At 70.0% G+C, this 24,402-nt stretch carries 20 protein-coding genes, 1 tRNA gene and 2 pseudogenes; 14 read left to right on the plus strand and 9 right to left on the minus strand.

Annotated elements, in window-relative coordinates; genetic code table 11:
- Window position 1: 1 nt before the first annotated feature.
- Window positions 2-907 (minus strand): hypothetical protein, encoded by a 906-nt coding sequence (locus ACWEK3_RS01280; protein ID WP_450544285.1) that lies wholly within the window; start codon window positions 905-907, stop codon window positions 2-4.
- 91 nt (window positions 908-998) lie between these two features.
- Window positions 999-1,385, minus strand: coding sequence for a hypothetical protein (locus tag ACWEK3_RS01285; RefSeq protein ID WP_453248627.1), 387 nt, complete (start codon window positions 1,383-1,385; stop codon window positions 999-1,001).
- Between the two features lie 156 nt (window positions 1,386-1,541).
- Here ACWEK3_RS01285 and ACWEK3_RS01290 point away from each other — a divergent pair, with 156 nt between their 5' ends.
- The 8 genes and pseudogenes from ACWEK3_RS01290 to ACWEK3_RS01325 all read left to right on the plus strand — a co-directional run bounded on the left by ACWEK3_RS01290 (window position 1,542) and on the right by ACWEK3_RS01325 (window position 11,309).
- The gene (locus ACWEK3_RS01290) at window positions 1,542-2,372 is read left to right on the plus strand and encodes a hypothetical protein (RefSeq protein ID WP_450544288.1); all 831 of its coding nucleotides are present in this window, start codon (window positions 1,542-1,544) and stop codon (window positions 2,370-2,372) included.
- Window positions 2,369-2,743 carry a transcriptional regulator gene (locus tag ACWEK3_RS01295; RefSeq protein ID WP_450544290.1) on the plus strand — a complete coding sequence of 125 codons (375 nt, stop codon included), beginning with the start codon at window positions 2,369-2,371 and terminating at the stop codon, window positions 2,741-2,743. Before ACWEK3_RS01290 ends, ACWEK3_RS01295 begins: the two co-directional genes overlap by 4 nt.
- A gap of 536 nt (window positions 2,744-3,279) precedes the next feature.
- Window positions 3,280-4,584 carry a hypothetical protein gene (locus ACWEK3_RS01300; protein WP_450544292.1) on the plus strand — a complete coding sequence of 435 codons (1,305 nt, stop codon included), beginning with the start codon at window positions 3,280-3,282 and terminating at the stop codon, window positions 4,582-4,584.
- Between the two features lie 138 nt (window positions 4,585-4,722).
- A pseudogene (locus ACWEK3_RS01305) lies at window positions 4,723-5,033 on the plus strand (DNA-binding protein); the annotation flags it as partial.
- Between the two features lie 220 nt (window positions 5,034-5,253).
- Entirely contained in the window at window positions 5,254-6,894 is a 1,641-nt protein-coding gene (locus ACWEK3_RS01310) for a helix-turn-helix domain-containing protein (RefSeq protein WP_453248628.1), read from the plus strand.
- Between the two features lie 212 nt (window positions 6,895-7,106).
- Complete coding sequence (locus tag ACWEK3_RS01315; RefSeq protein ID WP_453248629.1) at window positions 7,107-8,408, plus strand: diaminopimelate decarboxylase; 1,302 nt, start codon at window positions 7,107-7,109, stop codon at window positions 8,406-8,408.
- Window positions 8,409-9,048: 640 nt separating this feature from the next.
- Window positions 9,049-10,569 (plus strand): alkaline phosphatase, encoded by a 1,521-nt coding sequence (locus tag ACWEK3_RS01320; RefSeq protein ID WP_450544297.1) that lies wholly within the window; start codon window positions 9,049-9,051, stop codon window positions 10,567-10,569.
- A 161-nt stretch (window positions 10,570-10,730) separates the two neighbouring features.
- Window positions 10,731-11,309, plus strand: a complete 579-nt coding sequence (locus tag ACWEK3_RS01325) for a hypothetical protein (protein ID WP_453248630.1) — start codon at window positions 10,731-10,733, stop codon at window positions 11,307-11,309.
- Window positions 11,310-11,558: 249 nt separating this feature from the next.
- Here ACWEK3_RS01325 and ACWEK3_RS01330 read toward each other — a convergent pair.
- A tRNA-Gly gene (locus ACWEK3_RS01330) sits at window positions 11,559-11,632 on the minus strand.
- Window positions 11,633-12,134: 502 nt separating this feature from the next.
- Between ACWEK3_RS01330 and dcd the strand changes: the two genes are divergently transcribed.
- Together dcd and ACWEK3_RS01340 are read left to right on the plus strand one after the other, a co-directional pair.
- Window positions 12,135-12,710: a dCTP deaminase gene (gene dcd / locus ACWEK3_RS01335; protein WP_361427150.1), complete on the plus strand. Its 576-nt coding sequence runs from the start codon at window positions 12,135-12,137 to the stop codon at window positions 12,708-12,710.
- A 14-nt stretch (window positions 12,711-12,724) separates the two neighbouring features.
- Window positions 12,725-13,234: a phosphoribosyltransferase gene (locus tag ACWEK3_RS01340; RefSeq protein ID WP_450544301.1), complete on the plus strand. Its 510-nt coding sequence runs from the start codon at window positions 12,725-12,727 to the stop codon at window positions 13,232-13,234.
- On the opposite strand, the pseudogene ACWEK3_RS01345 reads toward ACWEK3_RS01340, so the two are convergent.
- Window positions 13,230-13,456: pseudogene (locus ACWEK3_RS01345) on the minus strand (epoxide hydrolase); the annotation flags it as partial. The gene ACWEK3_RS01340 and the pseudogene ACWEK3_RS01345 sit on opposite strands and share 5 nt — an antisense overlap.
- A 77-nt stretch (window positions 13,457-13,533) precedes the next feature.
- Between ACWEK3_RS01345 and ACWEK3_RS01350 the strand changes: the two are divergent.
- Window positions 13,534-15,555: a hypothetical protein gene (locus tag ACWEK3_RS01350; protein WP_453248631.1), complete on the plus strand. Its 2,022-nt coding sequence runs from the start codon at window positions 13,534-13,536 to the stop codon at window positions 15,553-15,555.
- 235 nt (window positions 15,556-15,790) lie between these two features.
- Here the strand turns inward: ACWEK3_RS01350 and fmdA are convergent, their stop codons facing one another.
- Genes fmdA through ACWEK3_RS01365 form a run of 3 tightly spaced genes read right to left on the minus strand, consistent with a single transcriptional unit; the run spans window position 15,791 to window position 18,021 of the window.
- Window positions 15,791-17,041: a formamidase gene (gene fmdA / locus ACWEK3_RS01355; protein ID WP_450544305.1), complete on the minus strand. Its 1,251-nt coding sequence runs from the start codon at window positions 17,039-17,041 to the stop codon at window positions 15,791-15,793.
- A 9-nt stretch (window positions 17,042-17,050) separates the two neighbouring features.
- Window positions 17,051-17,704, minus strand: coding sequence for an AmiS/UreI family transporter (locus ACWEK3_RS01360; protein ID WP_450544306.1), 654 nt, complete (start codon window positions 17,702-17,704; stop codon window positions 17,051-17,053).
- Between the two features lie 38 nt (window positions 17,705-17,742).
- Window positions 17,743-18,021: an FmdB family zinc ribbon protein gene (locus tag ACWEK3_RS01365; protein ID WP_453248632.1), complete on the minus strand. Its 279-nt coding sequence runs from the start codon at window positions 18,019-18,021 to the stop codon at window positions 17,743-17,745.
- A 392-nt stretch (window positions 18,022-18,413) separates the two neighbouring features.
- On the opposite strand from ACWEK3_RS01365, the gene ACWEK3_RS01370 reads away from it, so the two are divergent.
- Window positions 18,414-18,836: a hypothetical protein gene (locus tag ACWEK3_RS01370; RefSeq protein WP_361427156.1), complete on the plus strand. Its 423-nt coding sequence runs from the start codon at window positions 18,414-18,416 to the stop codon at window positions 18,834-18,836.
- A gap of 79 nt (window positions 18,837-18,915) precedes the next feature.
- Here ACWEK3_RS01370 and ACWEK3_RS01375 read toward each other — a convergent pair whose 3' ends face one another.
- Window positions 18,916-19,803 (minus strand): Yip1 family protein, encoded by an 888-nt coding sequence (locus ACWEK3_RS01375; protein WP_453248633.1) that lies wholly within the window; start codon window positions 19,801-19,803, stop codon window positions 18,916-18,918.
- A 215-nt stretch (window positions 19,804-20,018) separates the two neighbouring features.
- Here ACWEK3_RS01375 and ACWEK3_RS01380 point away from each other — a divergent pair, with 215 nt between their 5' ends.
- Window positions 20,019-20,351 (plus strand): antibiotic biosynthesis monooxygenase family protein, encoded by a 333-nt coding sequence (locus tag ACWEK3_RS01380; protein ID WP_453248634.1) that lies wholly within the window; start codon window positions 20,019-20,021, stop codon window positions 20,349-20,351.
- Between the two features lie 82 nt (window positions 20,352-20,433).
- Here ACWEK3_RS01380 and ACWEK3_RS01385 read toward each other — a convergent pair whose 3' ends face one another.
- Window positions 20,434-22,716, minus strand: coding sequence for a (Fe-S)-binding protein (locus ACWEK3_RS01385; protein WP_450544310.1), 2,283 nt, complete (start codon window positions 22,714-22,716; stop codon window positions 20,434-20,436).
- A 226-nt stretch (window positions 22,717-22,942) separates the two neighbouring features.
- Here ACWEK3_RS01385 and ACWEK3_RS01390 point away from each other — a divergent pair, with 226 nt between their 5' ends.
- Window positions 22,943-24,349 carry an undecaprenyl/decaprenyl-phosphate alpha-N-acetylglucosaminyl 1-phosphate transferase gene (locus ACWEK3_RS01390; RefSeq protein WP_453248635.1) on the plus strand — a complete coding sequence of 469 codons (1,407 nt, stop codon included), beginning with the start codon at window positions 22,943-22,945 and terminating at the stop codon, window positions 24,347-24,349.
- The last annotated feature ends 53 nt before the right edge of the window (window positions 24,350-24,402 follow it).

Raw genomic sequence — 24,402 nt, forward strand, 5'->3', positions numbered from 1 at the left:
TTCACGTGCCGGATTGCCCGGTCTTCGCCGCACCGGCCTCGGGAGCGCGGCCCGGTGGAGTGGCCTGTCCGTTCTTCTCGTTCTTCGCGGTCTTCCCGACGGCCGAGTTGCCGTTCGGCTGTCCGTTCTCCTTGCCCGGGTCACTCGCGCTGCCGGGGTTGCTTCCGCTCCCGGGGCTGTTCCCGCTTCCGGGGACGTTCCCGTTGTCCGAGCCGCTTCCCTTGCCCGGGTTGCCGGTCTCGGTCTGCGCCAACTGGTCGGCGCAGTAGGCGTCGACGTTGTCCCCGCCTCCGGCGGCCTCGATGAACCGCTTCCAGGCCGCCGACTCCAGCGCCTTGCCGCTGCCCTTCACCGCCGCGTACGCGCGGCAGCGGGCCTGGATGTCCTTGGCCGTCGGCGGGCGGTCCCGGGTCACGGAGGGAACGGGCGTGGGGGAGGCGGGCCCGGACGGTGCGGCGTCGGCGGATGCCGGTGTGGGCGACCGGTCGGGCGACGGAGCCTGGGGAGCGGTGGGCGACGGATGCCGCCGTGCGCGATCGTCGTCCCCCGCCCTCCCGTCGGACTTCGGTGAGCCGATCGCCGCGATCGCCACGCCGCTGAACGTCAGGCCGGCGAAGAACACGGCGATGGCGGCCCGCACCGAACGCCGCCCCAGGACGCGCCGCGGTCGCCAGTCGTCCCGTGTCCGCACCCGTGCCTGCTGGTGGACGCCTTCCTCCCGGGCGGCCCGGAAGGCGGCCACGGCCCGCTGTTCGGCCGACACGTCGAGAGCCTCGGCGCACAGGGCGCGGCGGAGGGCGGGTTCCAGCGCGGCGGCGCGGGTGTCACCGTCGCCGCCGGGCCCGCGGCCGCTCATGCCGGCGCGTCGGCGGTCCACGCCCCCACCGCCGCTGTGTCGGTCGCCCATACCCGTGTCCATCCCATGCGTTTGCTACTCGTTCGCTCTACGGATCCGACGCCCTCGCTGCTCATTCCGACTGCCTCAGCGTATGGCGGCCCTATCCCGTCACACCCGGCCTCTGCCGAGCGGTCCGGCCAGGACGGGCACGGCGTGTTCCGGGGCGGGCACGGCTCGATCGCCGTCGGCACGGACGGCGCGTGCCGTCAGGCGTGCCGTGGGCCTTCAGGCCGCCTTCGGACAGCCGTCTGGCACCGAGGCTGCCGAAGAGCACGGCCTCCGACCAGCGCAGCACCCCGAGCGAGTGGTGCCGGTGGGAGATGGCGAGCGGGACGATCGCCGGATGGGCCGCCACGGCGTCGCGCAGCCGCCGCACCATGACCTCGATCCGCTCGCGCCACGGCATGGCGGGGCCCGGCGGCTCGACGTCCACGCGGGCGAGTACGAGTTCGACGACGAGCCGTTCCAGTTCCTCGCGGTCGTCCACGTACCGATAGAGCCCCGGCTGGTCCTGCGTGAGTGAACGTGGGCTCTTGCACGCCATGTACTTTGCGTTGCAGAGTAGTTGGGGTGGAGGCGGGCCGACCGGCGGTCTGCTGCCCAGCGCTGTTCGAAGCGCGACCGCAGGGGGGACATCGTGGGAATGGGAACACCGTCGCTGAGCAGCACGGGATCCGAACCGAGGGCGCGCGCGGCCGGCCTGCTGGCGGCGACGGAGGGCCTGCGGGCCAGTACCCGCGCGCAGATGAACGGCTCGTGGGTCTCCCTGCTGGGCTTCGGTCTTCTGGCGCTGGCGGCCGCTCCGATCGCCCGGTACGCCTTCAACTTCGGAGCCCACGGTCGAAGCATCAACTCCTATCCGGCCTTCGCCTACGCCGAGTTGACCGGCCTGTGCGTCGTCCACGAACCGGGAACCCCCTGTCTGAGGGGCGAGTTCGACGGCGCCGTCCTGCGCTTCGTGGCCTGGGGCGTGTGGTTCGCGCTTCTCCCCCTGGCCTGGTTCGTCTTCGCCCGCTGGTACCGCCTGCGCGGCGAGGCTCGCGGTGTCGTCCCCCGCCGTGGCGTGTGGATCAGTACGACCGCCATCGTCACCGTGGTGATCACGGGCGCCCTGATGGCCCTGCTGTTCGCCAGGCGCCAGCCCTGGGAGGTCCACCTGCTGGAGAACAGCTATGCCTCACCGTGGTACCTGGTCGGTATCGGACTGCTCGCCCTCGGGATGGCCGAACGCAGCTGGATCGCCGCGGCCGCGGGCATCGCTCATGGCCTGCTGCTCACCGCCTACCTCGGTGCCTCCTGGGGCACCGGGTGGCTTTTCTGGCAGAACCCCGCCCACCCCGGCTGGATCGACGGACCGCAGGCCAAGGCGCTCCTGCTCGCCGCCATCCTGCTGGTCGCCGGCGTGGTCGAGCGGGCGGCGGCCCGTCATCGCGCCACGCCCGGCTCCGTCGACGCGGGTACGGTTGCCTCATGAGCGTCGGGGACTCGACCGCTGCGCAGGCTGAGCAGGAAGGACTCCATCCGACCCAGTCGCTGGACGACACCGTCCACCAGCGCGTGCGGCTCGGCATCCTCACCATCGCCAGAGAGGCCGATCGGGTCGAGTTCGGCTTCCTTAAGAAGCAACTCGCCGTCACCGACGGAAATCTCTCCCGGCACCTGAAGGTGCTGGAGGAATCCGAGCTGATCACCCTGGAGAAGGGCTACGCCGGTCGGCGCCCCCGCACCTGGGTGGCCCTCACCCGCGCCGGCGCCCAGGCACTGGACGCCGAACTCCGCGCCCTGCGCGCCCTGGTCCTGCGCCTGGAAGCCCCCCGCCCCGAGCCCGGCCGGCCCGACATCTGATCACCTGCCGCTGCTGTGCCCATGGCCGGGACGTGCAGGAACTCGCCCGGTCCTTCCCGGAAGCGCTTCCGGTGGCCGTTGAAATTCCCGGGAGAAATCCAATCCCGCGCGCCGCGGCACGCTTGTTCTCTGCCTCATGAGCGGCGCCGGCGAGAAAGCCCCACGATTCGGCATGTCAAAATCCACACTCCGTGCGGAGCGTCTCGTTCTACGGAGACGGCGTAGGGATCCGTACCGCAGGGGAGCCAATCCTCTGGACCCGGCCACGGAGATCCGCCCGCCAACACCCGTGGCTGCCACGGCTCGTCAGCGCTCGCTGCGTGTCAGTGATATAAGTCACAGAGAAATGCAGGCGTCCTGAACAACCATCCTCATTCGCCCCTTTCATCCGTGATGCTTTCCCTCATGGGGATGCGCCGGACGGAAAAACACCACCCCGCCCTTTACTTGGCTTATACACTCGCCGGTATCCAGGCTGCCCTATGTGCGCTTTCCGGTGGCCGTTCTCCTTCGTCTCCGACCAAGAAAGGGCGCCCGTGAAATTTCGCCGTACCCTCGCCGTGGCCGTCGCCGTCGCGGCAACCACGCAGGTTGTGCTCTTCGCCGCCACTCCGGCACTCGCCGCCGGGACGTCCGCGGCACAGACGCAGAACCAGCCGACGTACGCGGAACTGGTGAAGGCCGCCTCCGACGCGCAGAAGGCGTACGAGGAAGCCGTCACCGCCAAGGAGGAAGGGCAGAAGAAGCTCAAGGCCGCCCTGGACTCCCTGGACTCCGACACGCACCCGCTCAAGGCGGCCACGATCGCCGCGGACAAGGCGGCCAAGGAGGCGTCCGGCGCCAAGGACGCGGCCGAGAAGGCCGTCGCGGACGCCGAGGCCAAGCTGGAAGCGGCCCAGAGCGACACCGAGAAGGCCGAGGCGGAGCAAGCCCTCGAAGCCGCCAAGAGCGATCTGGCGAAGGCGGTCGAGGCCAAGCAGGGCGCCGACGCCGCGGCGAAGGAGGCCCGCACCGCGCTGGACGACGCCAGGGTGGCGGCCTTCCGCGAGTACAGCCTGGTCCAGGACGCTCCCAAGGAGGCCCTCAAGGCCAAGGAGGCCGCCGAAAAAGCACTCGCCACCGCCAAGGAGTGCGTCCGTGAGGACGGGCTGACCTCGCTCGCGGTGGGGCTGCCGTCCGCGGTCGCTGCCGGGACCACCGTCGATTTCACCCTGCGCGTGACCAACGGCACCGAGCGCACGCTGACTGTGGACCCCCTGGTGTTCTTCCATGTGACCGACGAACACCGCGGTGAGAAGAGCGACTTGGAGGTGGAATGGTCCAACGGCTCGGGCTGGCAGGCCCTCAACGGCGACGGTCCCGAGCACATCGCGCGCACCGACACCATGAAGCCGGGCGAGCAGAACGACGTGAAGCTGCGGATGAAGGTCGACTCCGCGGCCCAGGCCGCCGACGCCTTCGCCCTGTTCGCCGGTGACGCCTCCGACGCGTACAACCCCTGCGTCCTGGGCCCGATGAAGCGCTACGACTTCGAACTTCTGCCCGCGGGCAGCAAGACCGGCCCGGTCGACGAAGCCGAGCCCGGCCGGCCCGGCGAGGACGACGACAAGCGGCCGGACGGTGCGAAGCCCGGCACGGATACGGGCCCCTCGGCACAGGGCGGCACGTCCAAGCAGCCGGTGCAGGTGACGCCCACCGGAACCGACACCGGCGGCAACCTCGCCGCGACCGGTGCGTCCTCCGCGATGGCGCCGCTCGCTCTCGCGAGCGCCGTCACCGTCGTACTCGGCGCCGGAGCGGTTCTCGCCGTACGCCGCCGCAAGGCCGCGGGCAACGTCTGACCGTTGGACGGCGAAGGCCCTGTGGATCACTCCACAGGGCCTCCACACTCGAAACAGCCGGAGCCCGCGCACCGGCTTCTGAGCCGTACCACTGGAGTGCCTGGCCGGTGCCAGGGGGCAGGACCTCGGAGGTGGCGCCGTGACGCCGATCTGCCGGTCTTCACCTCCGCTGCCGTACTCGTCGAGGTCATCCGTCCGAGGATCAACGATGCCGCGCTGAAGTGGGCCCTTTCCCGGCTTCGGGTCGAGCTGGTCACGCAGGGCGTGGCGCAGGCTGCAGCCCGCCCTGCTGCGCACTGCGGGCTGCACGGCCACAGGTACGCCATCGACGCCATGCTGTGCGCGACCGCGCTCCAGCATCCCGCCGGGTGACCATCCCGACCTCCGATGTCGAGGACATCGGCCTGCTCACTGCCCGCCATTCGCGTGTGCCGGCCGAGAAGGTGTGAGCGCGAGCGGCGGTGCGGATCCGCCGGTCTACCGCACGCGACGCCCGCGCCGACGCCGATCCGGAGTGTCCATCGCGACCGCACATGCCGGGACCGCCTGGCGTGGCCGACGGCCTCGGCGCGGGGGCTGGTGGCCGGCTTGCGTGCACACGCCTCGCGTCATTTGTGTGACTCCTCCTACACTCACCGTCACACAGCGCATCGCCATGAGGGGGGCCGGATGGTGCTGAGCGGAACGGCCGGGCAGGGCGACGCCGCCGCAGCGGGACCGACGCTGGAAAGACTGCTGTCGGTCATGGGAGCCGGTGCGCTGGAGCTGTGCACGGCTCCACGTGGTCTGGGGGGCGTGGTCGAGGGAATCACGGTGCTGGACTCGCTGGAGTCGGGGCCGCCGCGGGGGCAGGTGCTGCTGGCAGTGGGCATCGATCCGCAGTCGGCCGCCGCCGTCGACGTCGTGCGCGATGCCGCTGGATCGGGAGCGGCCGCGCTGGTCTTCGGGCCGGGCAGGTCGGGGCGGCCCCCGGACGCGCTGCGGGCGGCCGCCGAGGACGCCGGTACGACGGTGCTCTTCCGGACGGCGTGGTGCCACTGGGTCGAGTTGATCGGCGCGCTGCGGGCCGGTCTGGTCCTGTCCGGAGTCCCCGCCGATCCGGCTGTGACGCCGGGCGACCTGAACGGACTGGCCGACGCGGTGGCGGTCCTGGTCAGTGGCGCGGTGACGATCGAGGACGTGGAGTCCCGGGTCCTGGCGTACTCGTCCACGAAGGAGGACGTGGACGAGTTACGCCGACTGACGATCCTCGGCCGCCGGGTGCCGGAGTGGCGCGTGGCCGCCATGCAGGAGGCCGGGTTCTTCCGGGCGTTGTGGGGCTCAGGGGACGTCATCCACCGGCCGGCGCACGGGGAGAATCCCGAACGTCTGGTGGTGGCCGTCCGGGCAGGCGGAGAGATCCTGGGATCGATCTGGGTGGCGGCCGCGGGCGGCGACCTCCCGCCACACGCCTCCGACACACTGCGGTCGGCGGCGCGGGTGGCCGCCGTACATCTGCTGCACCACCGGTCGCACCGCACGCACGCCCGGCTGGTCGAGGACGCGGCCCGTGCGCTGCTCGACGGACGGGGATCCGCCGGCCTACTGACCGAACGCACCGGAATTCCGGCGCACGGGCACTGCGCCGTCCTGGCGGTACGCCCCGGAGCCTCCTGCAAGGGGGAGGAAACCGGAAGGCTGTGCGCCCTGATGGCGGTGTACTGCGGCGCGAACGACCTCACGCCGGTGGCGGTGCCGGTGGGCCAGGGGGCCCTGGTCCTGGTGGGCGCGCTGCACCAGGACAGGCAGCGGGCCGTCGAACAGGTCGCACGTCTGGGGAAGTCACTGGTCCGGCAGGTGGCCGACGCGTTCGGGCCGGAAGCGAGAATCGGCCTGGGCACGGTGGTCGGGACCCTGGCGGACCTGCCCGAGTCCCGCCGGTCGGCGGACCTGGCACTGAGAGCCCTGCTCTCGACGGGAGAGCACCGCACCGTCGCCTTCGCGAGCGAGGTGGCCGAGACGATCGCCCTGAACCAGATGCTGGACACGCTGACGGGGCCGGCCCTGGCACCGGAGACACCGGTGGCACGTCTGGTGGCGTTCGACGCCGGGCACGGCGGAGGCACCATGGTGCGGACCCTGCGGGCCTACCTCGACCACTTCGGTCACGTGCCGGACACCGCCCGGGCGCTGGGTGTGCACGCGAACAGCCTGCGGCACCGGATCAGCCGGCTCACCGAGGTGTCCGGGCTCGACCTCCGCAGTCCGGACGCCCGGCTCCTCGCCCAACTGCAACTGCGCCTTCTCGAGCGCGGTGGCCGGGAGGCGTGAGCATGCGGGCGCCGCCACGAAGAAAGGGCCGCTTCTTCGTGCCCGAGCACCATGGCGGCTGTGGCACGTCCGCGGTTTCGCTCCCCGGTGAGATCCGCGCGGCGGAAAACCGGGACTCCCGACGAAGACACCCGCACCGCTGCGACGAGAGTCTGGTGGTCCGCCCCACGGCAGCCGTGGGCGGTGAGACCTCGGCTCGGGGAAGGTGCACGATGAGTGGTTCTGACAAGGCCGACCGGCGTGAGCGGATTCTGCGGGCAGCCGTACAGCAGGGACTCCTGGAACCCGAGACGGCCGTACTGGCCGGGTTCGTCGACCTCGACGGCGTCAACGAAACCGTCACGTCCTTGCGGAGCGCGTTCCCCAACTCCCTCCGGATCCTGCACGCGTTCGCGGCCAAGGCGAACTGCCTGGTTCCCGTACTCGAGGAACTGCGCCTGAGCGGCATGGGCTGCGAGGTCGCCAGTGCCGGCGAACTCGCCCAGGCGCTGGAGGCGGGCTTCGAACCCGCACACATCGTGTTCGACTCCCCTGCCAAGACACGGGCCGAACTGGTCCGGGCACTGAGCCTGGGGGTCGCGGTGAACGCGGACAACTTCCAGGAACTCTCGCGGCTGGACGAGATCCTGGCGACCCGCCGTTCCGACTCGCGCATCGGCGTGCGCATCAACCCCCAGATCGGTGCCGGCTCGATCACCGCCATGAGCACGGCCACCGCGACCTCGAAGTTCGGCATTCCGCTGGAGGACGAGGACAACCGGCGACGACTGCTCCAGGCGTACCGGGACCGTCCCTGGCTCACCTGGGTGCACACGCACGTCGGCTCGCAGGGCTGTCCCCTGGACCTGATCGCCCGGGGCATCGCGAAGGCGGTGGAGTTCGCCGAGGAGATCAACGCCCACCTCGGCCGCCGGCAGGTCACCGGCATCGACATCGGGGGAGGACTGCCGGTCAATTTCGACAGCGACGAGACGACGCCCGGCTTCGACACCTACGTGGACCACCTGCGCGAGCACGCACCGGCCCTCTTCTCGGGCGAGTACGAGATCATCACCGAGTTCGGCCGTTCCGTGCTGGCCAAGAACGGGTTCATCGCCGCGTACGTCGAGTACACCAAGACCGTCGGCGGACGTCCCGTCGCGATCACCCACGCCGGCGCACAGGTGGCCACACGGACAGTGTTCGCCCCCGACGCATGGCCCCTGCGGATCGAGGCCCACGACCCCCGCGGCCGGGCCAAGCACGGCCGGCCCGTGCCACAGGACATCGCGGGCCCGTGCTGCTTCGCCGGCGACCTGCTGGCACGCAACCGTGCGCTGCCCCTCCTCGACGTCGGCGACCTCGTCGTCGTCCCGGACACCGGCGCCTACTACTTCTCCACGCCCTTCCACTACAACAGCCTGCCCGAACCCGCCGTGCACGGCACCCGCGTCGACGCCGACGGCCGGGTCACCTTCCGGCAGCTCCGCACCGCCCAGGCCGTCCACCCGGCCCCGGCCCTCGCCGGACGGTGATACTCGCTCTCCCGCGTGCCCCAACGGAGTGCCGATCGTAGCCACTTGGGCCGGGCGTGACCCGAGCGAGCACGCCCGGCCGCCCGGAGAAAAACCACAACGCCAGGAAAGGCAGGTGTTACCGCCATGAAAGTACGGTCCGCCCGGGCAGGGTGTTCCACGGAGAAAGCGACATCCCCGGGCCGACGGGGGGCCATCGCACGACGGCTGTCCGCCACAGGGGTGCGCTGCGGCCGAGTGACGTGTGATGTCGCGCGGTGGATCTCACGACGTCGGCGCATCGCGGCCGACCAGTTCCTCCGGGGCGCGTGCTACGGGACGGGCACGGCCGTAGTGGGTCTGCTGGTGGTGTGGGCGCAGACCCGCTGACGACGAAGGAGCCCCGGACCGTTGGTCTGGGGCTCTCTCCGCTGGAGCGGGACCGTCACGACGATGTGCCTGAGCCCTGGCTATATCGAATAAGGACACATACGTGCATTGCCTCAACAATTCCTCGGGCACGTTCGGGTTCAGTACACCCAGCGGTGGCAGCCGGTTCACGACCCGCCTTTAGCGTGCCTTTACCCGGTATCCCGCCGGGCGCGTTCGTGGCTGCCACAAGAGGAGCCGTGAACGCCTCATCGATCGAGGAGCATCGGCGATGCGCAAATCCGTCAGAATCCTGACGGTCCTCGCCACTGCCGGCGCGCTGGCCGCCAGCATGCCGGCGGCGGCCAACTCCGCGCCCAAGGACACCCCTGCCAAGGGCAAGGACATCCGCAACATCATCTACCTGCTCGGCGACGGCATGGGCCGCACCCACGTCACCGCCGGGCGTGAGCGCTTCTACGGCGCCGAGGGCAAGCTCAACATGGAGCGCATGCCCTTCTACGGCGCCGTCTCGACGTACGCCGTCGAGAAGGGCAGCGACCAGCCCGCACTGGTCACCGACTCCGCCAGCGCGGCCACCGCCTGGGCGTCGGGTGTGAAGACCTACAACGCCGCTATCGGCGTGGACTCGTACGAGAAGTCCGCGCCGACCCTGATGGAGCAGGCCAAGAAGGCCGGCTTCGCCACGGGCAACGTCTCCACCGCCGAGATCACCGACGCCACCCCGGCCGGCATGTTCAGCCACGCGCTGCTCCGCGGCTGCCAGGGCCCGACCTACTCCGACGCCTCGTGCCTGCCGAAGAACGCTGACGGCACGTACGAGAACAAGCCGGCCGACAAGACCCTGATCACCCCGATCGCCCAGCAGATCGCCCGCAACGGCGTCGCTGACGTGATCTTCGGTGGCGGTCTGTCCCGCTTCCAGCCGGACGACGAGAAGGCGATGAAGGCCCAGGGCTACCAAGTCCTCGGCAGCTTCGGTGACGCGGGGCTCAGCGAGCAGACCGCCGCCAGCCAGCAGGTCGCCACCAAGTCCGAGCTTGACAAGGTCAAGAAGGGCAAGGTCGTCGGCCTGTTCAACCGCGGCAACCTGACCGTGGAGAACGCCAAGGCCAAGCTTCCGGCGGGTGCCGCCGAGAAGCAGGAGCCGACCCTGGCGGAGATGACCAAGAAGTCCATCTCCCTGCTGGACGGCGCCTCCAAGAAGGGCTTCCTGCTCCAGATCGAGGGCGCGCTGATCGACAAGCGCTCGCACGCCAACGACGCTGAGCAGACCCTTGACGAGGTCAAGGCGTTCGACGACGCCGTCAAGGCCGCGGTCGACTTCGCCAAGAAGGACGGCCACACCCTGGTCGTCGTCACCGCCGACCACGAGTGCGCCGGCTTCAACATCATCGAGCGTGGCACCTTCACCAACGCCGAGGCGGCCGCGCCTCCGGTGAACGTCGACTCGGGCAACACGGCGAACAACTCCACGCCGTCGCGCGCCGGTGGCAACGTGCTGGACCGGACCCGCTCCACCGGCATCGTCAACGGCGCCGGCGCGGGTGACGCGAAGAACTTCGCCCCGGCCACCTTCCGCACCGCCGACGACCCCGCGGGCGTCAAGGACGGCTCCCCGGAGGCCAGCCTCTGGCTGACCTACCTGTCGGGCAACCACACCGGTGCCGACGTGCCGATCTACGCCTTCGGCCCCGGCGCCGACGCCTTCGGCGCCAGCCAGGACAACACCGACCTGTACCGGAAGATGTACACGTCGCTGTTCCGCTCGCAGCCGGCCAAGCAGCACTGATCACGTGACGCGGGGCCGGGAGCGCATACCGCGCTCCCGGCCCCGTCCGGTTTCCGCACCCGCTCCTGACGAAGGCCGACCGGTCAGTGCCGGCAGCCCAGGGTCGCGGAAGCCGTCGGCCGGGCGCCGACCGTCCCGAGTACGTACCAGGAGTCCTACCCATGCCCCTTCCCGCCAGCCCCCGCAGTCGCATCCGCGTCCGCGTCGCCTCCGCCACGGCCGTGGGTGTCCTCGCGCTCGGCGCACTCACCGGCTGCACCGGCAACGGCAGCGACAGCCACGACAACGGCCAGGACAGCCGGCCGCACAGCACGGCATCGTCGGCCACGTCCAGCGAACTCGCCCTGCCCACGCCCCGTTCCGCCCCCGCTCCGGCGGCCAGCCTCAGCCCCGCCGCCACCCCCGGTGAGGTCCGTATCTCGGACGGGCCCTTCACCGACCGGGTCCGGATCACCAAGCTCGCCCTCGCCAAGGGACCGGCCGCCGTCACCGGACACCTGGTCGTCACCTCCGACGTCAGCGACCTCATCGCCCTCGAGTTGCGTGCCGCCTACTACGACGCCCAGGGCCGCCTGCTGGGCACCGGCACCTTCGAGCACACCGAGGAGGGCCACGCCCACGGGGAGCACTCCGGCCCGCAGGCCGAGAACGGGGGGATCGACTTCACCATCCCCGCCAAGGGCGTCCACGGCACCCCCGCCGCCGCCGTGCTCTCCATCCCGGTGCTGGTGAACGAGTAGCGGCGGCTTTACGGCCGACGGGCCGCGGAGTGGCTCTGAGCACGTCCGCACTGAGCAGCCGGCGAGCAGTTACCGCACTCGGGGCCCGCGCTCGCCCGCCGGGGCCGAGCGTGGTGGCGTGCCGGGCGTTCGAGTCGGCCGTGGTGAGGGTCCGCCAGTTCTTCAGCCAATGGTGCGGTTGTGGTGCGCACACCGCCTACCGGTCCAGACAACAAAGAACCCCCGGGCCTCTGGCCTGGGGGTTTCTGCTGGAGCGGGTGACGAGAATCGAACTCGCGCTCTCAGCTTGGGAAGCTGATGTTCTACCATTAAACTACACCCGCGTAAGACGCCGACCGAAGTTCGGGTCCGGCGCTCACTGTACCCCATCCCTGGCCCCCGGTGTTTGAGCCGTGGGGCCGGCGTGCGTTCGAAGAGGGGAGTGGCGCTGCGGGGGAACGGAGTTGGGGCGTACGGTGGGGGTGCGCGAGAGGGGTCCTGTGAGGCCGGAGTGCCGTCTGGTGGCACGTCTCTTTGATCCCGTAATGTGGCTTTTGTCGTCAGGCGGCGAGAGGCCAGACGCGGTTCTGGGGAAGGGACTTTAGGGACTTGATGGAGCGCACCGTCGTCCGTTGTGCCGAGGGGCACGTGTTCAGCACCGCTTCGTTCCCGATGCAGCAGGCCGAGCGGCTCGGCCCCGGCCGGCTCATGAGGTGTCCACGGTGTGCCAGGCTCCGCAGTGCGGTGCCCGTGGCACTTCAGAAGAGGTAGCGGCAGCATCGCGGCACCGGCGCGTGGAGTCGTCCTGATTGTGGGGGCTCCGCGCGCCTTGCGTATCCTCGCTACGTGCTTCTCTCAGACAAGGACATCCGGGCCGAGATCGACGCCGGGCGGGTGCGGATCGATCCCTTCGACGAATCCATGGTGCAGCCGTCGAGCATCGATGTGCGGCTGGACCGCTACTTCCGGGTGTTCGAGAATCACCGCTACCCCCACATCGACCCCTCTGTCGAGCAGCCCGACCTCACCCGGCTGGTCGAGCCGGAGGGCGACGAGCCGTTCATCCTGCACCCGGGTGAGTTCGTCCTCGCTTCGACGTACGAGGTCATCACGCTTCCCGACGACCTGGCCTCCCGGCTCGAGGGCAAGAGCTCGCTCGGGCGGCTCGGGCTGGTCACCCACTCCACCGCCGGGTTCATCGACCCCGGGTTCTCCGGGCACGTGACCCTGGAGCTGTCGAACCTCGCGACGCTGCCGATCAAGCTCTGGCCCGGGATGAAGATCGGGCAGCTGTGCTTGTTCCGGCTCAGCTCTCCCGCCGAGGCCCCGTACGGCAGCGAACGCTACGGCTCCCGGTACCAGGGGCAGCGCGGGCCCACCGCCTCCCGCTCCTACGTCAACTTCCACCGCACGCAGGTGTGAGGGGCACCCACGACATGACCGAGATACGAGAGAACCTCACCTACGAGGACTTCGGCGTCGCCGTGCGCGAACTCGCGCAGACCATCGCCGACGACGGGTACGAGCCGGACATCGTGCTCAGCATCGCGCGCGGCGGTGTCTTCGTCGCCGGCGGGCTCGCCTACGCCCTCGACTGCAAGAACATCCACCTGGTCAACGTGGAGTTCTACACGGGCGTCGGCACCACGCTCGAGATGCCCGTCATGCTCGCGCCCGTACCCAACGTCATCGACTTCTCCGACAAGAAGGTCCTGATCACGGACGACGTCGCCGACACCGGCAAGACGCTCAAGCTGGTCCGGGACTTCTGCCTGGACACCGTCGCCGAGGTGCGCAGCGCCGTCATCTACGAGAAGTCCCAGTCGCTCGTGAAGTGCGAGTACGTCTGGAAGCGCACCGACCACTGGATCAACTTCCCGTGGAGTGTTTTGCCTCCAGTACACAAGTCGGGAGAGGCGCCCAAGGAGAACAAGGAAGCGCTGTGAGCAGCCGGTCGCGGTCGACGGCGCCTTCCGGAACGTTCTCGGAGTCGGTCCACTTCTTGAACTTCTCGACGATCCAGGCGAGTTGTCCGACCGGGGAAACCGTGAGATTGTACGGCAGCGTCTGCGGCCTGGTCGCCTGGATGTCCGCGTAGCCCTGCGGGTCCGGCTCCACGCCTGGACGCGCTCTCACGAGTCCAGAGTCCGCCGGCGCTCGTGGGGGCCCGGTTCCTGCAGGTGAACGACTTGGTGACAGCCCTGTTCATCCTGACGCACTACAGTCGGAATTCCAGGGTGACAGCATGCGATTCCCCAAGCCGGTTCGATCCGTACTGGCGGTCCCCCTGGTGGTGGCTCTGGCGGTCTCCTGCCAGAGCTCGCCCGGGTCGGCGGAGGGCGCGGCCCCCGCGTCGAAGACCTCGTTCATGCAGATCGTCGCCCACCAGGATGACGACATCCTGTTCATGAACCCCGACCTGACCCGGCAGTACCGGGACCCGTCCGTCACCGTCTACCTGACCGGCGGCGAGACGATCGACCCCCGCTTCCCCGACACCTGCGCTTACTCGGCCAGCCGGGACGCCGGGGCGAAGGCCGCCCACGCGCAGATGGCCGGCGTCGCCGATCCGACCTGGACGGCGGTCCCGCTGAAGCTGGGTAACGGGAAGACCGTCGAGGTCGACACCCTGGACCAGGCACCCCAGGTCAAGCTGGTCTTCATGCGGCTGCACGCCCGCGGCGACAGGAACTGGGTGACCAAGGGCACCGGCCAGGCCAACCTCGCCGAGCTGTATGCCTTCGGCAAGGCGAAGTCGTTGCGGGAGTCGACCCTCGGCAGCCTGCCGGTCGACGGCAAGTGCAACCGCACCTATGCCCACCAGCAGTTCAGCCGAGCCGACCTGGTGGCCTCGCTGACCGATCTGATGCAGCACTTCCAACCCACCGTCGTGCTGGCCCAGGACCCCAAGGTCGAGGACGGCTACTCGCGCGACACCACCGACCTCGGCGACCACTCCGACCACATCGGCGGTGCCCGGTTCGTCGCCGAGGCCGCGCGCGGCTACCACGGGCCCGGCGGCAACCGGCACTTCCTGCTGCGCCACTACCGGGACTACAACATCCGGCTCGACCCGGAGAACGTCCCGCCCGCCCTCGCCGAGGAGAAGAAGCACACCTTCCTGACGTACCTCGGGCCGGACCGCCACACCGGCGAGCACTACTCCGGCCGCCTCGACCCCCAGCCCAACCCGGAGGAACCCCCGTTCTACGCGATGTTCCCCGGGCGCCAGTACCCGCGCTGGTGGAGCGGCACGTCCTGGTCCGCACTGGACCGCGGCGGCCTGCTGAACGCCTTCGCGGTCCTCGACGGCCACGTCCAGGCCTGGCGGGAGACGGAATCGGGCGGAGCCTGGAGGGGCCCGGCCGCGGTTCCTGGCGGGGAGGCCATGGCCCCCACGCTGGGCGTGCTGAAGGACCGCGACGGCCTGATCCACCTGTTCGGCATCCGACTGCGCGACAGCCGGATCGTCACGGTCGCGCAGACCGCTTCCGGTGCCTGGGGCGCCTGGACGGTGCTTGGCAACCCGGACCAGGGTGACCCGCAGTACGTGGGCGCTCCGGCGCCGGCGCTCGACCGGGACGGGCGGATGACGGTCTTCGTCCGCAACGCCGGCGGCGGGGTGAGCGCCACCTCGCAGCGGCCGGACGGGAGCTGGCCGGGGACGTGGACGGACCTCGGCGGTACCTGGGTGCGTGACGGGCTGACGGCCACGACGGCGTCCGACGGCCGGATTGAGCTGTTCGCACCGTCCAAGGACGGGATCCGCCACTGGCGCCAGAACGAGTCCGGCGCCTTCACCCAGGACGGCGCCCTCCTCGGCCCCGCCCCCGCGGGACCGATCACGGCCGGCCGGAGGGCCGACGGCCGGCTGGCCGTCTTCTACCACCAGGCCGGCACCACCCGGACGGTCACGCAGTACGTGCGGGCGGACGGCACCTGGACCAGCGCGCCCACCCCGCTGGGCGGACCGGCCGGAACCGACGGCGTGGCGGTGGCCACCAGCGGGGACGGCCGGATCGCCGTGGCCGTCCGCAACGGGGGCGGTGGGGTCAGCACCGTCTCCTGGTCCGGGCCGGACCAGCTGCTCGGACTTACCTGGTCCGACCTCGGTTTCGGGATCATCGGCGCTCCCACCGTGGCGTTCGACGGCGCGGGCCGCCAGGTCGTCCTCGCCCTGGGCCGGGACGCCGCCCTGCACGTCATCCGGCAGTCCGCGCCCGGCGCCGGGAGCCCCTTCGGACCGTGGCAGCAGGCAGGCGACTGACCGGTCACGCCGCACGGCCGTCTGCGGGACGACGCGGCCGAGGAGCCCGCTGCCGAGCCTGCCGTCGTGCCGTGGCCGCCGTCGCTGGTGCCGGCCCTCTGTGCGGGAAGCCCGGATTCGATCCCGGTCCGATCGCGCCAGTACCGCGCTGACCTGCAGAGATCCCGTAGGGCCGCGTCGAACGCCGTACGGCCCCGCAGCACGTGCTGCGGGGCCGTACCTGTGCGTGGTCCGGTCAGGCGCTGGTCAGCGCCGCCTGGCCGCGGTCGGCCTTCACCGGGCCGGCGGCGGACGGCCGGACGTCGAAGTCGAACATGGCGGTGGGCACGTACAGCGAGCAGCAGGCGTTCGGGATGTCGACGATGCCGCTGATGCGTCCCTCTATGGGCGCGGAGCCGAGCAGCAGGTAGGCCTGCTCGCCGCTGTAGCCGAACCTCTTGAAGTACTCGACCGCGTTGAGGCAGGCCCGCCGGTAGGCCAGCGTCGCGTCCATGTAGAAGTTGGTGTCCGTGTCGTGGTCGACGGAGACACCGATGAAGCTGATGAACTCCGTGTAGCGCGGCTCGACGTTGCCGGGCATGAACACCGGGTTGGTGGTGATGCCGTACTTCTCCATGCCGCCCTTGATCAGATCGATGTGGAAGTCGATGAAGCCGCCCATCTCGATGGCGCCGCAGAAGCTGATCTCTCCGTCGCCCTGGCTGAAGTGCAGGTCGCCCGCGGAGAGCTTGGCGTCCTTGACGTACACGGGGAAGAAGGCCCGCGAACCGCGGGTCATGTTCTTGATGTCCTGGTTGCCGCCGTTCTCACGGGCCGGCACCGTGCGTGCGCCTTCCGCGGCGATGCGGTTGGCGAGGTCTCCGGTGGCCGTGCCGGCGAGCGCGTTGCTGGCGTCCGGAGGTACGGCGAGGGGCGGGACCCGGTTCGGGTCGGTGTCGATCAGCGCCTTCTCGCGGGCGTTCCAGCGGCCGAGCATCTCGGCGGACGGGGCCGTTCCGAACAGCCCGGGGTGGGTGATTCCGGTGTAGCGGATGCCGGGCAGGTGGCGGGAGACCGCCTGCTGGCCGTGGAAGTTCCAGACGGCCTTGTAGGAGTCCGGGAAGTAGTCGGTCAGGAAGCCTCCGCCGTTCTTCTTGGCGAAGATGCCGGTGTAGCCCCAGCCCTGGCCGGCCGCGTCCCCGCTCTGCTGCGGCACGGGACCGAGGTCGAGGATGTCGACGACGAGCAGGTCGCCGGGCTCGGCGCCCTCCACGCCTATCGGCCCGCTGAGCATGTGAGGGACGGTCAGATCGATGTCGCGCACATCGTTGGCGGAGTCGTTGTTGCCGATCTGGCAGTCGGTCCAGTCGCGGCACTCGATGCGGAACTCCGCTCCCGGCTTCACCATGGTGGCGCTGGGGACGTCGGGGTGCCACCTGTTGTGTCCGGGAACGTCCTGCTCACGCATCGACTTGCTCTGGTCCACGCTGAAGAGGATTTCGGGCATGACAGCTCCTCACTTCTGATCCGGTGACGTTGGAGCGCCCGCACCGTTGGCCGGCGGAGCGGCTTGGCTGGGCTGAGGCGATTGACGGGTGCGCGGCCACAGCCCCACGAACATCAGCACGCCGAAGACCCCCAGGGCGATGGCCGTCTCGGTGGGGTGCTTCCAGTAGCCGGAGAGCAGCAGCCCCGCGGGAATGGCACCGGTGACCCAGCCCTCGATCGCGGTGATCCAGCCCGTATAGATCCTGAGGTGGTCCATCTTGAGACCGAGCAGCAGGAAGAACAGGAACCACAGCAAGGCCCAGTAGAGCCAGATGACCCCGAAGGGGTAGTCCTTCAAGAGTCGGAAATTGGCGTACGAATATCCCAGGGCGGCAATTGCCACAAACAATGAGTAGTAGCCGACCCCGGTGGTGTCGAGGTCGGCGAGCAGGCCGATACCCACATACAGGTAGGTGAAGGCGAACAGGTAGATTCCAGATGCCGCCAGGATCTTCTTGGGGTCGCCGCCGGAGGTGAAGATGAGGTAAGTCGGCGTCACTACCTGCAGTGTGCCTACGAATAGGTTGAACACTGCTCCTGCCCGGGCGTCGACCTTGCCGAGAAGCAGCAGCCCATTCATGAAGAGCACCGCACCGACAAAGAGGAGTCCCACATTTCCCACCGGGACGCACCTCCTGACTCCGCGTGGGGTGGAGACAGTCAGGGACGCGGCAACCGCGAGAGCGCGGGGTGCGGTCGCGGCTCCGGCCTTGTGCGCGGCGGCACTTCGGAGACCACTGCCGGGGCCTCACGGGCCTGCTCCTCCCGTTCGCGGAGGGCGGCGGACGCGCTCGAGGCCGTCGACAGGCCGGGCGCGGAGTACAGGCGCCTCGCGGCGTCCGCACAGAGAGGGCACCCATATGTCTTGGGTGCCGTTCCGATCGTCAATTTCACATCGAAAGGGCCGCAATGGCTGCACAGATATTCGTAAGTGGCCATTATCGCTCCGGAAACCACTGGACGCTCACGAACCCGAGTGCGCGGCGCGCTGGAAAAGCGACCGCCGCAACTGTTTCCTCTCTTCAAGGAGACGTCTCGTCAATGGGCGTGTCAAGTCGGGGAGGCGTCGCCTGCCCTTCTCTTGATCCGGCAGCCCGTGGTGTGCGCATCAGTGCATGATCGAGCGGTCGCGTTGATCAGCCGGGTGCCGCGGGGAACCAGCGGAAGATCCACCGTGAGGGGAGGAGTGAGCCGACTCACTCCGAATTTTGCTGGACGGTGGCGACCGAGACCTTTAGTTTCGGTAAATAGATTGATTTTTCTTATGCGGAGGCACCGGCGCCACGCATACTGTCTCGCAGAAAACCAAGGAGGGCGGATCGGTGAGCAACATGGACGCCGTGTGGGTACGAGGCGTGAACGGCATTCAGTTGCATCACGTGACCGACCTTCAGGACGCCGGCAGGTTTCTGGGCAACGCGGCGATGGCGCTGCGGGCCGCGCACGTGAGGACCGGCACCGACCAGTACGCCGGCATCGCCGCCGAGCTGAAGAGCCTGGTGGAGCGAGTGCGGGAGCTGGAGGACAAGGCACGGTCGAGCATGCACGACCTGCACTCCACCGACCCCGAGCGGTTCGCCCGCTGCCGGGACGGTCACGAGCCGTGGCCCGGCGAGATCCCGGCGGGGTTCATCCCGCGCCACACCTGCAAGGACGAGTGCCTCTACCACGACCGCGGGGTCGTAGAGGCGGTCATGCAGTGCACTTGCGGGCAGCCGCCGTGCAGGGCGTGTGAGATCGGCGGCAAGCTCTGACGGCAGGAGACGAGCAAGGGGCCCGGCGCATCGTCGCCGGGCCCCTTGTGTGCTGGTGGGCTGCTGGAAGGCCGGAACGCTAGAACGTGCCGAGCTTCACGATCGACAGCAGGGCGATCAGCTGGATCGCCGAGGCGCCCAGGGCCTTGGGCCAGGGCAGGTCGTGGGAGCGGCTGACCATGAGGGTCAGCAGGGCGCCGCACGCGACCCAGGTGGCCCAGCCGACGAGCTGGACGAAGCCCGCGTCGCCGCCGAGGAACATGGCGACGAGCAGACGCGGCGCGTCCGTGATCGACGCGATCAGCATGGACAGTCCGACCGTGGGCTGCCAGGCTCCGTCGCCGCCGAGCTGGCGGGCCAGGGTGTGGGTGACCACACCGAGGATGAAGGAACTGATCACTATGGCCACGGCGGTGATCAGCACGATCGGGACCGCGTTGGAGAGCGTGGCGTTGATGGCGTCCTCGCGGGCGCCGTCGAAGCCGAAGACCGCGAGCAGCCCGTAGAGGAACGTCACGATGAGGGCGGGGCCCCACATCGTGTAGTCGCGCATCCGGAGGAAGGTCTGCTTGGGGGACAGGACTATGCCCCGCAGCAGGTCCGTCCAGTGCAGACGCGGGCCGATCGGGCCGGCCGGCGCCGAGCCCGCGCGGTAGGTCCCGCACTGGCTGTAGGGGTCCTCGCCGACGGCGAACGCCTGGGTGTGGCCTGGGTTGTTGGCCGCGTACGGGTCGGGGCCGCCCTGCGGGTAGCCGCCGAAGTATTCCGGCTCGCCCTGGCCGCCGCCGTAGCCGCCGCCGGCCTGGGGCCACTGGGCGCCGCCGCCTCCGTGCGGCGGCCGCTGCTGCGCCGGGGGATAGCCGTACGAGGGGGCCTGGGGCGCCTGCCGCCCGTACGGAGGTCGTTGGGTCCGCGCTTGCGGGGCACGGTCGTTCCTGCCGCCGCGTCCGCTCCTGAATCCAGCCACGTCTCGAACGTACCCGAGCCCGGCAAGTCGCGTGCGGGGCCGGGTGTTCCGGCAGGGCATTGGGTCCGAGCTGTGACATCCCCTAAGGGGCGTTCCGGGCTCTTCTCAGGGGCGTTCACGGGGTGCTCCGAGGTGTCGTGCCGGAGCTTTCCGGACCACGGACGACCACGGAGGCGCTGAGTGGCGGCCCGGGGGCCACCGGGCAGGATGGGACCATGAGCGTAGTCAAGATCAACGTACTGACCGTGCCCGCCGAGCAGCGCGAGACGCTGGAGAAGCGGTTCGCCTCCCGGGCGCACGGGGTCGAGAACTCCGACGGGTTCGAGTGGTTCGAGCTCCTGCGCCCTGTCGAGGGCACCGACACCTATCTCGTCTACACGCGCTGGCGTGACGAGGAGTCGTTCCAGGCCTGGCTTGAGGGGCCGATGAAGGCCGCGCACCAGGGCGCCGGCGGGGGTGAGGGAGGGGAGCGGCCGAAGCCCGCGGCCACCGGCTCCACCCTGTGGTCCTTCGAGGTCGTGCAGCAGGCCGCCCCCAAGAGCGCGTAGCGCTCCCGGAAACACGGCGACGCCCCCGTGCCGGTACGGACACGGGGGCGTCGGACGCGGGGGCGCCGGGCCGCCGGGCCGCCTACTTCACCGGCGCGGGCTCCGGCTCGCTCTCGTCGGCCGCCTCGCCCGCCGGGTCGACCGGCGTCCTGACGGAGTCAAGGAGCAGCTGGGCGACGTCCACGACCTGGACGGACTCCTTGGCCTTGCCGTCGTTCTTCTTGCCGTTCACGGAGTCCGTGAGCATGACCAGGCAGAACGGGCAGGCCGTCGAGACGATGTCCGGGTTCAGCGAAAGGGCCTCGTCGACGCGCTCGTCGTTGATGCGCTTGCCGATCCGCTCCTCCATCCACATCCGGGCGCCGCCGGCGCCGCAGCAGAAACCGCGCTCCTTGTGGCGGTGCATCTCCTCGTTCCTGAGGCCCGGGACCTTGCCGATGATCTCGCGCGGAGGCGTGTAGATCTTGTTGTGGCGGCCCAGGTAGCAGGGGTCGTGGTAGGTGATGATGCCCTCGACCGGGGTGACCGGGACCAGCTTGCCCTCGTCCACCAGGTGCTGGAGCAGCTGGGTGTGGTGGATGACCTCGTAGTCGCCGCCGAGCTGCGGGTACTCGTTGCCGAGCGTGTTGAGGCAGTGCGGGCAGGTGGCGACGATCCTCTTCGCCGACTTCGGCTTCCTGGACTCGGGGGTGACGTTGCCCTCGTCGTCCGTCTCCTCGCCGAAGGCCATGTTCAGCGCGGTGACGTTCTCCATGCCGAGTTCCTGGAACAGGGGCTCGTTGCCCAGGCGGCGGGCCGAGTCACCGGTGCACTTCTCGTCGCCGCCCATGATCGCGAACTTCACGCCCGCGATGTGCAGCAGCTCCGCGAAGGCCTTGGTGGTCTTCTTGGCGCGGTCCTCCAGGGCGCCGGCGCAGCCGACCCAGTACAGGTAGTCGACCTCGGAGAGGTCCTCGATGTCCTTGCCGACGACCGGGACGTCGAAGTCGACCTCCTTGGTCCACTCCAGGCGCTGCTTCTTGGCCAGGCCCCAGGGGTTGCCCTTCTTCTCCAGGTTCTTGAGCATCGTGCCCGCCTCGGACGGGAACGAGGACTCGATCATGACCTGGTAGCGGCGCATGTCGACGATGTGGTCGACGTGCTCGATGTCGACCGGGCACTGCTCGACGCAGGCACCGCAGGTGGTGCAGGACCACAGGACGTCCGGGTCGATGACGCCGCTCTCCTCGAGCGTGCCGATCAGCGGGCGCTCGGCCTCCGCGAGCGCCGCCGCCGGGACGTCCTTCAGCTGCTCGGCGGACGCCTTCTCCTCGCCCTCCATCGACTTGCCGCCGCCGGCCAGCAGGTACGGGGCCTTGGCGTGCGCGTGGTCGCGCAGCGACATGACCAGCAGCTTGGGGGAGAGCGGCTTGCCGGTGTTCCAGGCCGGGCACTGCGACTGGCAGCGGCCGCACTCGGTGCAGGTGGAGAAGTCCAGCAGGCCCTTCCAGGAGAACTGCTCGACCTGGGAGACGCCGAAGACGTCGTCGTCGCCGGGGTCGGTGAAGTCGATCGCCTTGCCGCCGGAGGTCATCGGCTGAAGGGCGCCCAGGGCCGTGCCGCCGTCGGCCTCGCGCTTGAACCAGATGTTCGGGAAGGCCAGGAAGCGGTGCCAGGCCACGCCCATGTTGGTGTTCAGGGAGACCACGATCATCCACACGAAGGACGTGCCGATCTTGATCATCGCGGTCAGGTAGACCAGGTTCTGCAGGGTGCCGGCCGACAGGCTCTTGAAGGCGAGCACCAGCGGGTACGAGGCGAAGTACCCGGCCTCGTAGTGCTCCACGTGGTGCAGCGCGCCCTCCAGTCCGCGCAGGACGTAGATCGCGAGGCCGATGGTGAGGATGACGTACTCGACGAAGTACGCCTGGCCGGCCTTGGAGCCGGCGAAGCGGGACTTGCGGCCGGGCCGGGACGGCAGGCTCAGCAGCCGGATCGCGATGAGCACGGCGATGCCGAGGACGGTCATCACGCCGATGAACTCGATGTACATCTCGAACGGCAGGAAGTCGCCGATGACCGGCAGCGTCCAGTCGGCCCGGAACAGCTGGCCGAACGCCTGTGCGAGAGTCGGCGGCAGCGTCAGGAAGCCGACGGCCACGAACCAGTGGGCGACGCCCACGATGCCCCACCGGTTCATCCGGGTGTGGCCGAGGAACTCCCGGACCAGGGTCACGCTGCGCTGGTAGGGGTTGTCGGTACGGGTGCCGGCGGGTACGGGCTGGCCCAGCTTGAAGTACCGGACGAACTGGCCGATGGCACGGGCGAGCAGTGCGACGCCGACCACGGTCAGGACCAGCGACACGATGATCGCGGCGAGTTGCATGGGGGCTCCTGAGGCGGCCTCGAGATTACTGAGCGGTAACTTATGTAGTCCGTCTGAGACTACCCCCATCCTCTGTCGCAATGCAGCCGGGCGCGGGGTGATCTGGGTCGCTGAGCGGCACCTTGAGGGCCGTCCGGGGGGTGCCTGGGGGCCGCCCGGGAATCCAGTCGCGTTCCGATCGTGTTATTCACACCCGATCGCCCCATATACCCCTAATTTAAGAACCGTGCTATACGGGATCGCCACCGCCATCACCGCTCTCCTCCTCGCCGCCCTGCTCTCGGCGCTGCTCCGAGTGCTCGCGCTCCGGCTGGGTCTCGTCGACCGCAGGAGGCGGGCGCGCCCCTTGCCGCTGCTCGGCGGCCTGGCCGTGGTGCTCAGCACCTGCCTGGTCGCCGCGGCGGGCGGCTGGACCGGTACCGCCCCGCTGGGCGACGGGGTCGGCAGGCTGCTCGCCGCGGGCGCGGCGGTCGCCGTACTCGGGACCGCGGCGGACGTATGGCGGCTGAAGACGCCGTTCCTGCTCGTCGGTACGGCCCTCGCGGCGGCCTGCGTGGTGCCGTACGACGAGATCGGGCCGGTGGCCGGGATCGCCGCCGTGGTCTGGATCGCCTGTGTGGCCGCCGCCTTCCGGGGACTCGATCACGCGGACGGCCTCGCGGGCACCATGGGAGTGCTCACCGCGTTCGGGGTGGGCGTGTGCGCGGCGGCCGAGGTGATGGACGACCTCGCGGTGCTGCTGAGCGTGCTGGCCGCCGCCCTCACCGGCTTCCTGATGCACAACTGGCATCCGGCGCGGGTCGCGTTCGGGTCCGGCGGCTCGCTGTTCACCGGCTTCGTGGTCGCCTCCGCGGCCCTCCTCACCCGTACCGGGTACGGCACGGTCTCCACCGTTGCGGTGCTGTTCGCGCTCACCGCCACGGCGAGCGCCGACGCCGTGCTGGTCCTCGCGTCGCGGAAGCTGGCCGGGCGTCCCCTGCTGCGCCGCGGCCCCGACCATCTCGCGCACCGGTTGCGCCGGCTCGGGCCGACTCCGCCGGGCGCGACCGTCCTGCTCGGTCTCGCCACCTTCGCCGCGGTCCTGGTCGGGGTGCTGGTGCACACGGGCTGGGCCGAGCCGACGGCCGTACTGTGGGTGGCCGGGGCGGCCCTGGCGGTCGTCCTCGGGCTGCTGCGGGTGCCTGCGTACGCGCCGCGGCGGCCGACCGAACTCAACAGCGTCCGCGCGCAGGCCCCGGGTTCCGGTACGCGCTCGCAGTCCCGGGTGCCGGGCACCCGGGGGCAGACCCGGGTGCCCGGCACCCGCGGGCGGCCCGAGGAGCGGACCGCCCGGAGCGCCGCCGGTGCCGCCACACGCGCGCGTGGCGACGCGTCCGGTTCCGGGGCACCGCCACGCGTGCGCGCTGACTCCTCCGGCGCCCGTCCCCGCACCGAGCCCTTCCGGGTCCTCCGCGCCCTGAGGCAGTCCGGCGCGGGGGCTCCCAGAGCCCCCCGCGGCAGGGCTCCGTACGACGCGGAGACCGGCGCACCCGGCGTTCAGGTCCCTCGCCGTCAACTTGAATATCCGCCTCCTCCGCCCCGGCAATCCACATCGCCGCAGGTCAGAGCACCCTTGCGTATAAGGGATGGATAAGACTTGAGTCGATGCGGCTCAGGTCTGTTGACCCGACGGTGAGCCTCGGGCAC

This window comes from Streptomyces sp. NPDC004721, from assembly GCF_053601495.1.

Bases quoted from the DNA above. Each gene is read 5' to 3' on its own strand.
- ACWEK3_RS01280 (WP_450544285.1), bottom strand. From the start codon at position 907: ATGGGCGACCGACACAGCGGCGGTGGGGGCGTGGACCGCCGACGCGCC.
- ACWEK3_RS01290 (WP_450544288.1), top strand. From the start codon at position 1,542: ATGGGAACACCGTCGCTGAGCAGCACGGGATCCGAACCGAGGGCGCGC.
- ACWEK3_RS01295 (WP_450544290.1), top strand. From the start codon at position 2,369: ATGAGCGTCGGGGACTCGACCGCTGCGCAGGCTGAGCAGGAAGGACTC.
- ACWEK3_RS01310 (WP_453248628.1), top strand. From the start codon at position 5,254: ATGGTGCTGAGCGGAACGGCCGGGCAGGGCGACGCCGCCGCAGCGGGA.
- ACWEK3_RS01315 (WP_453248629.1), top strand. From the start codon at position 7,107: ATGAGTGGTTCTGACAAGGCCGACCGGCGTGAGCGGATTCTGCGGGCA.
- ACWEK3_RS01320 (WP_450544297.1), top strand. From the start codon at position 9,049: ATGCGCAAATCCGTCAGAATCCTGACGGTCCTCGCCACTGCCGGCGCG.
- ACWEK3_RS01325 (WP_453248630.1), top strand. From the start codon at position 10,731: ATGCCCCTTCCCGCCAGCCCCCGCAGTCGCATCCGCGTCCGCGTCGCC.
- ACWEK3_RS01340 (WP_450544301.1), top strand. From the start codon at position 12,725: ATGACCGAGATACGAGAGAACCTCACCTACGAGGACTTCGGCGTCGCC.
- ACWEK3_RS01350 (WP_453248631.1), top strand. From the start codon at position 13,534: ATGCGATTCCCCAAGCCGGTTCGATCCGTACTGGCGGTCCCCCTGGTG.
- fmdA (WP_450544305.1), bottom strand. From the start codon at position 17,041: ATGCCCGAAATCCTCTTCAGCGTGGACCAGAGCAAGTCGATGCGTGAG.
- ACWEK3_RS01365 (WP_453248632.1), bottom strand. From the start codon at position 18,021: ATGGCCACTTACGAATATCTGTGCAGCCATTGCGGCCCTTTCGATGTG.
- ACWEK3_RS01370 (WP_361427156.1), top strand. From the start codon at position 18,414: ATGGACGCCGTGTGGGTACGAGGCGTGAACGGCATTCAGTTGCATCAC.
- ACWEK3_RS01380 (WP_453248634.1), top strand. From the start codon at position 20,019: ATGAGCGTAGTCAAGATCAACGTACTGACCGTGCCCGCCGAGCAGCGC.
- ACWEK3_RS01385 (WP_450544310.1), bottom strand. From the start codon at position 22,716: ATGCAACTCGCCGCGATCATCGTGTCGCTGGTCCTGACCGTGGTCGGC.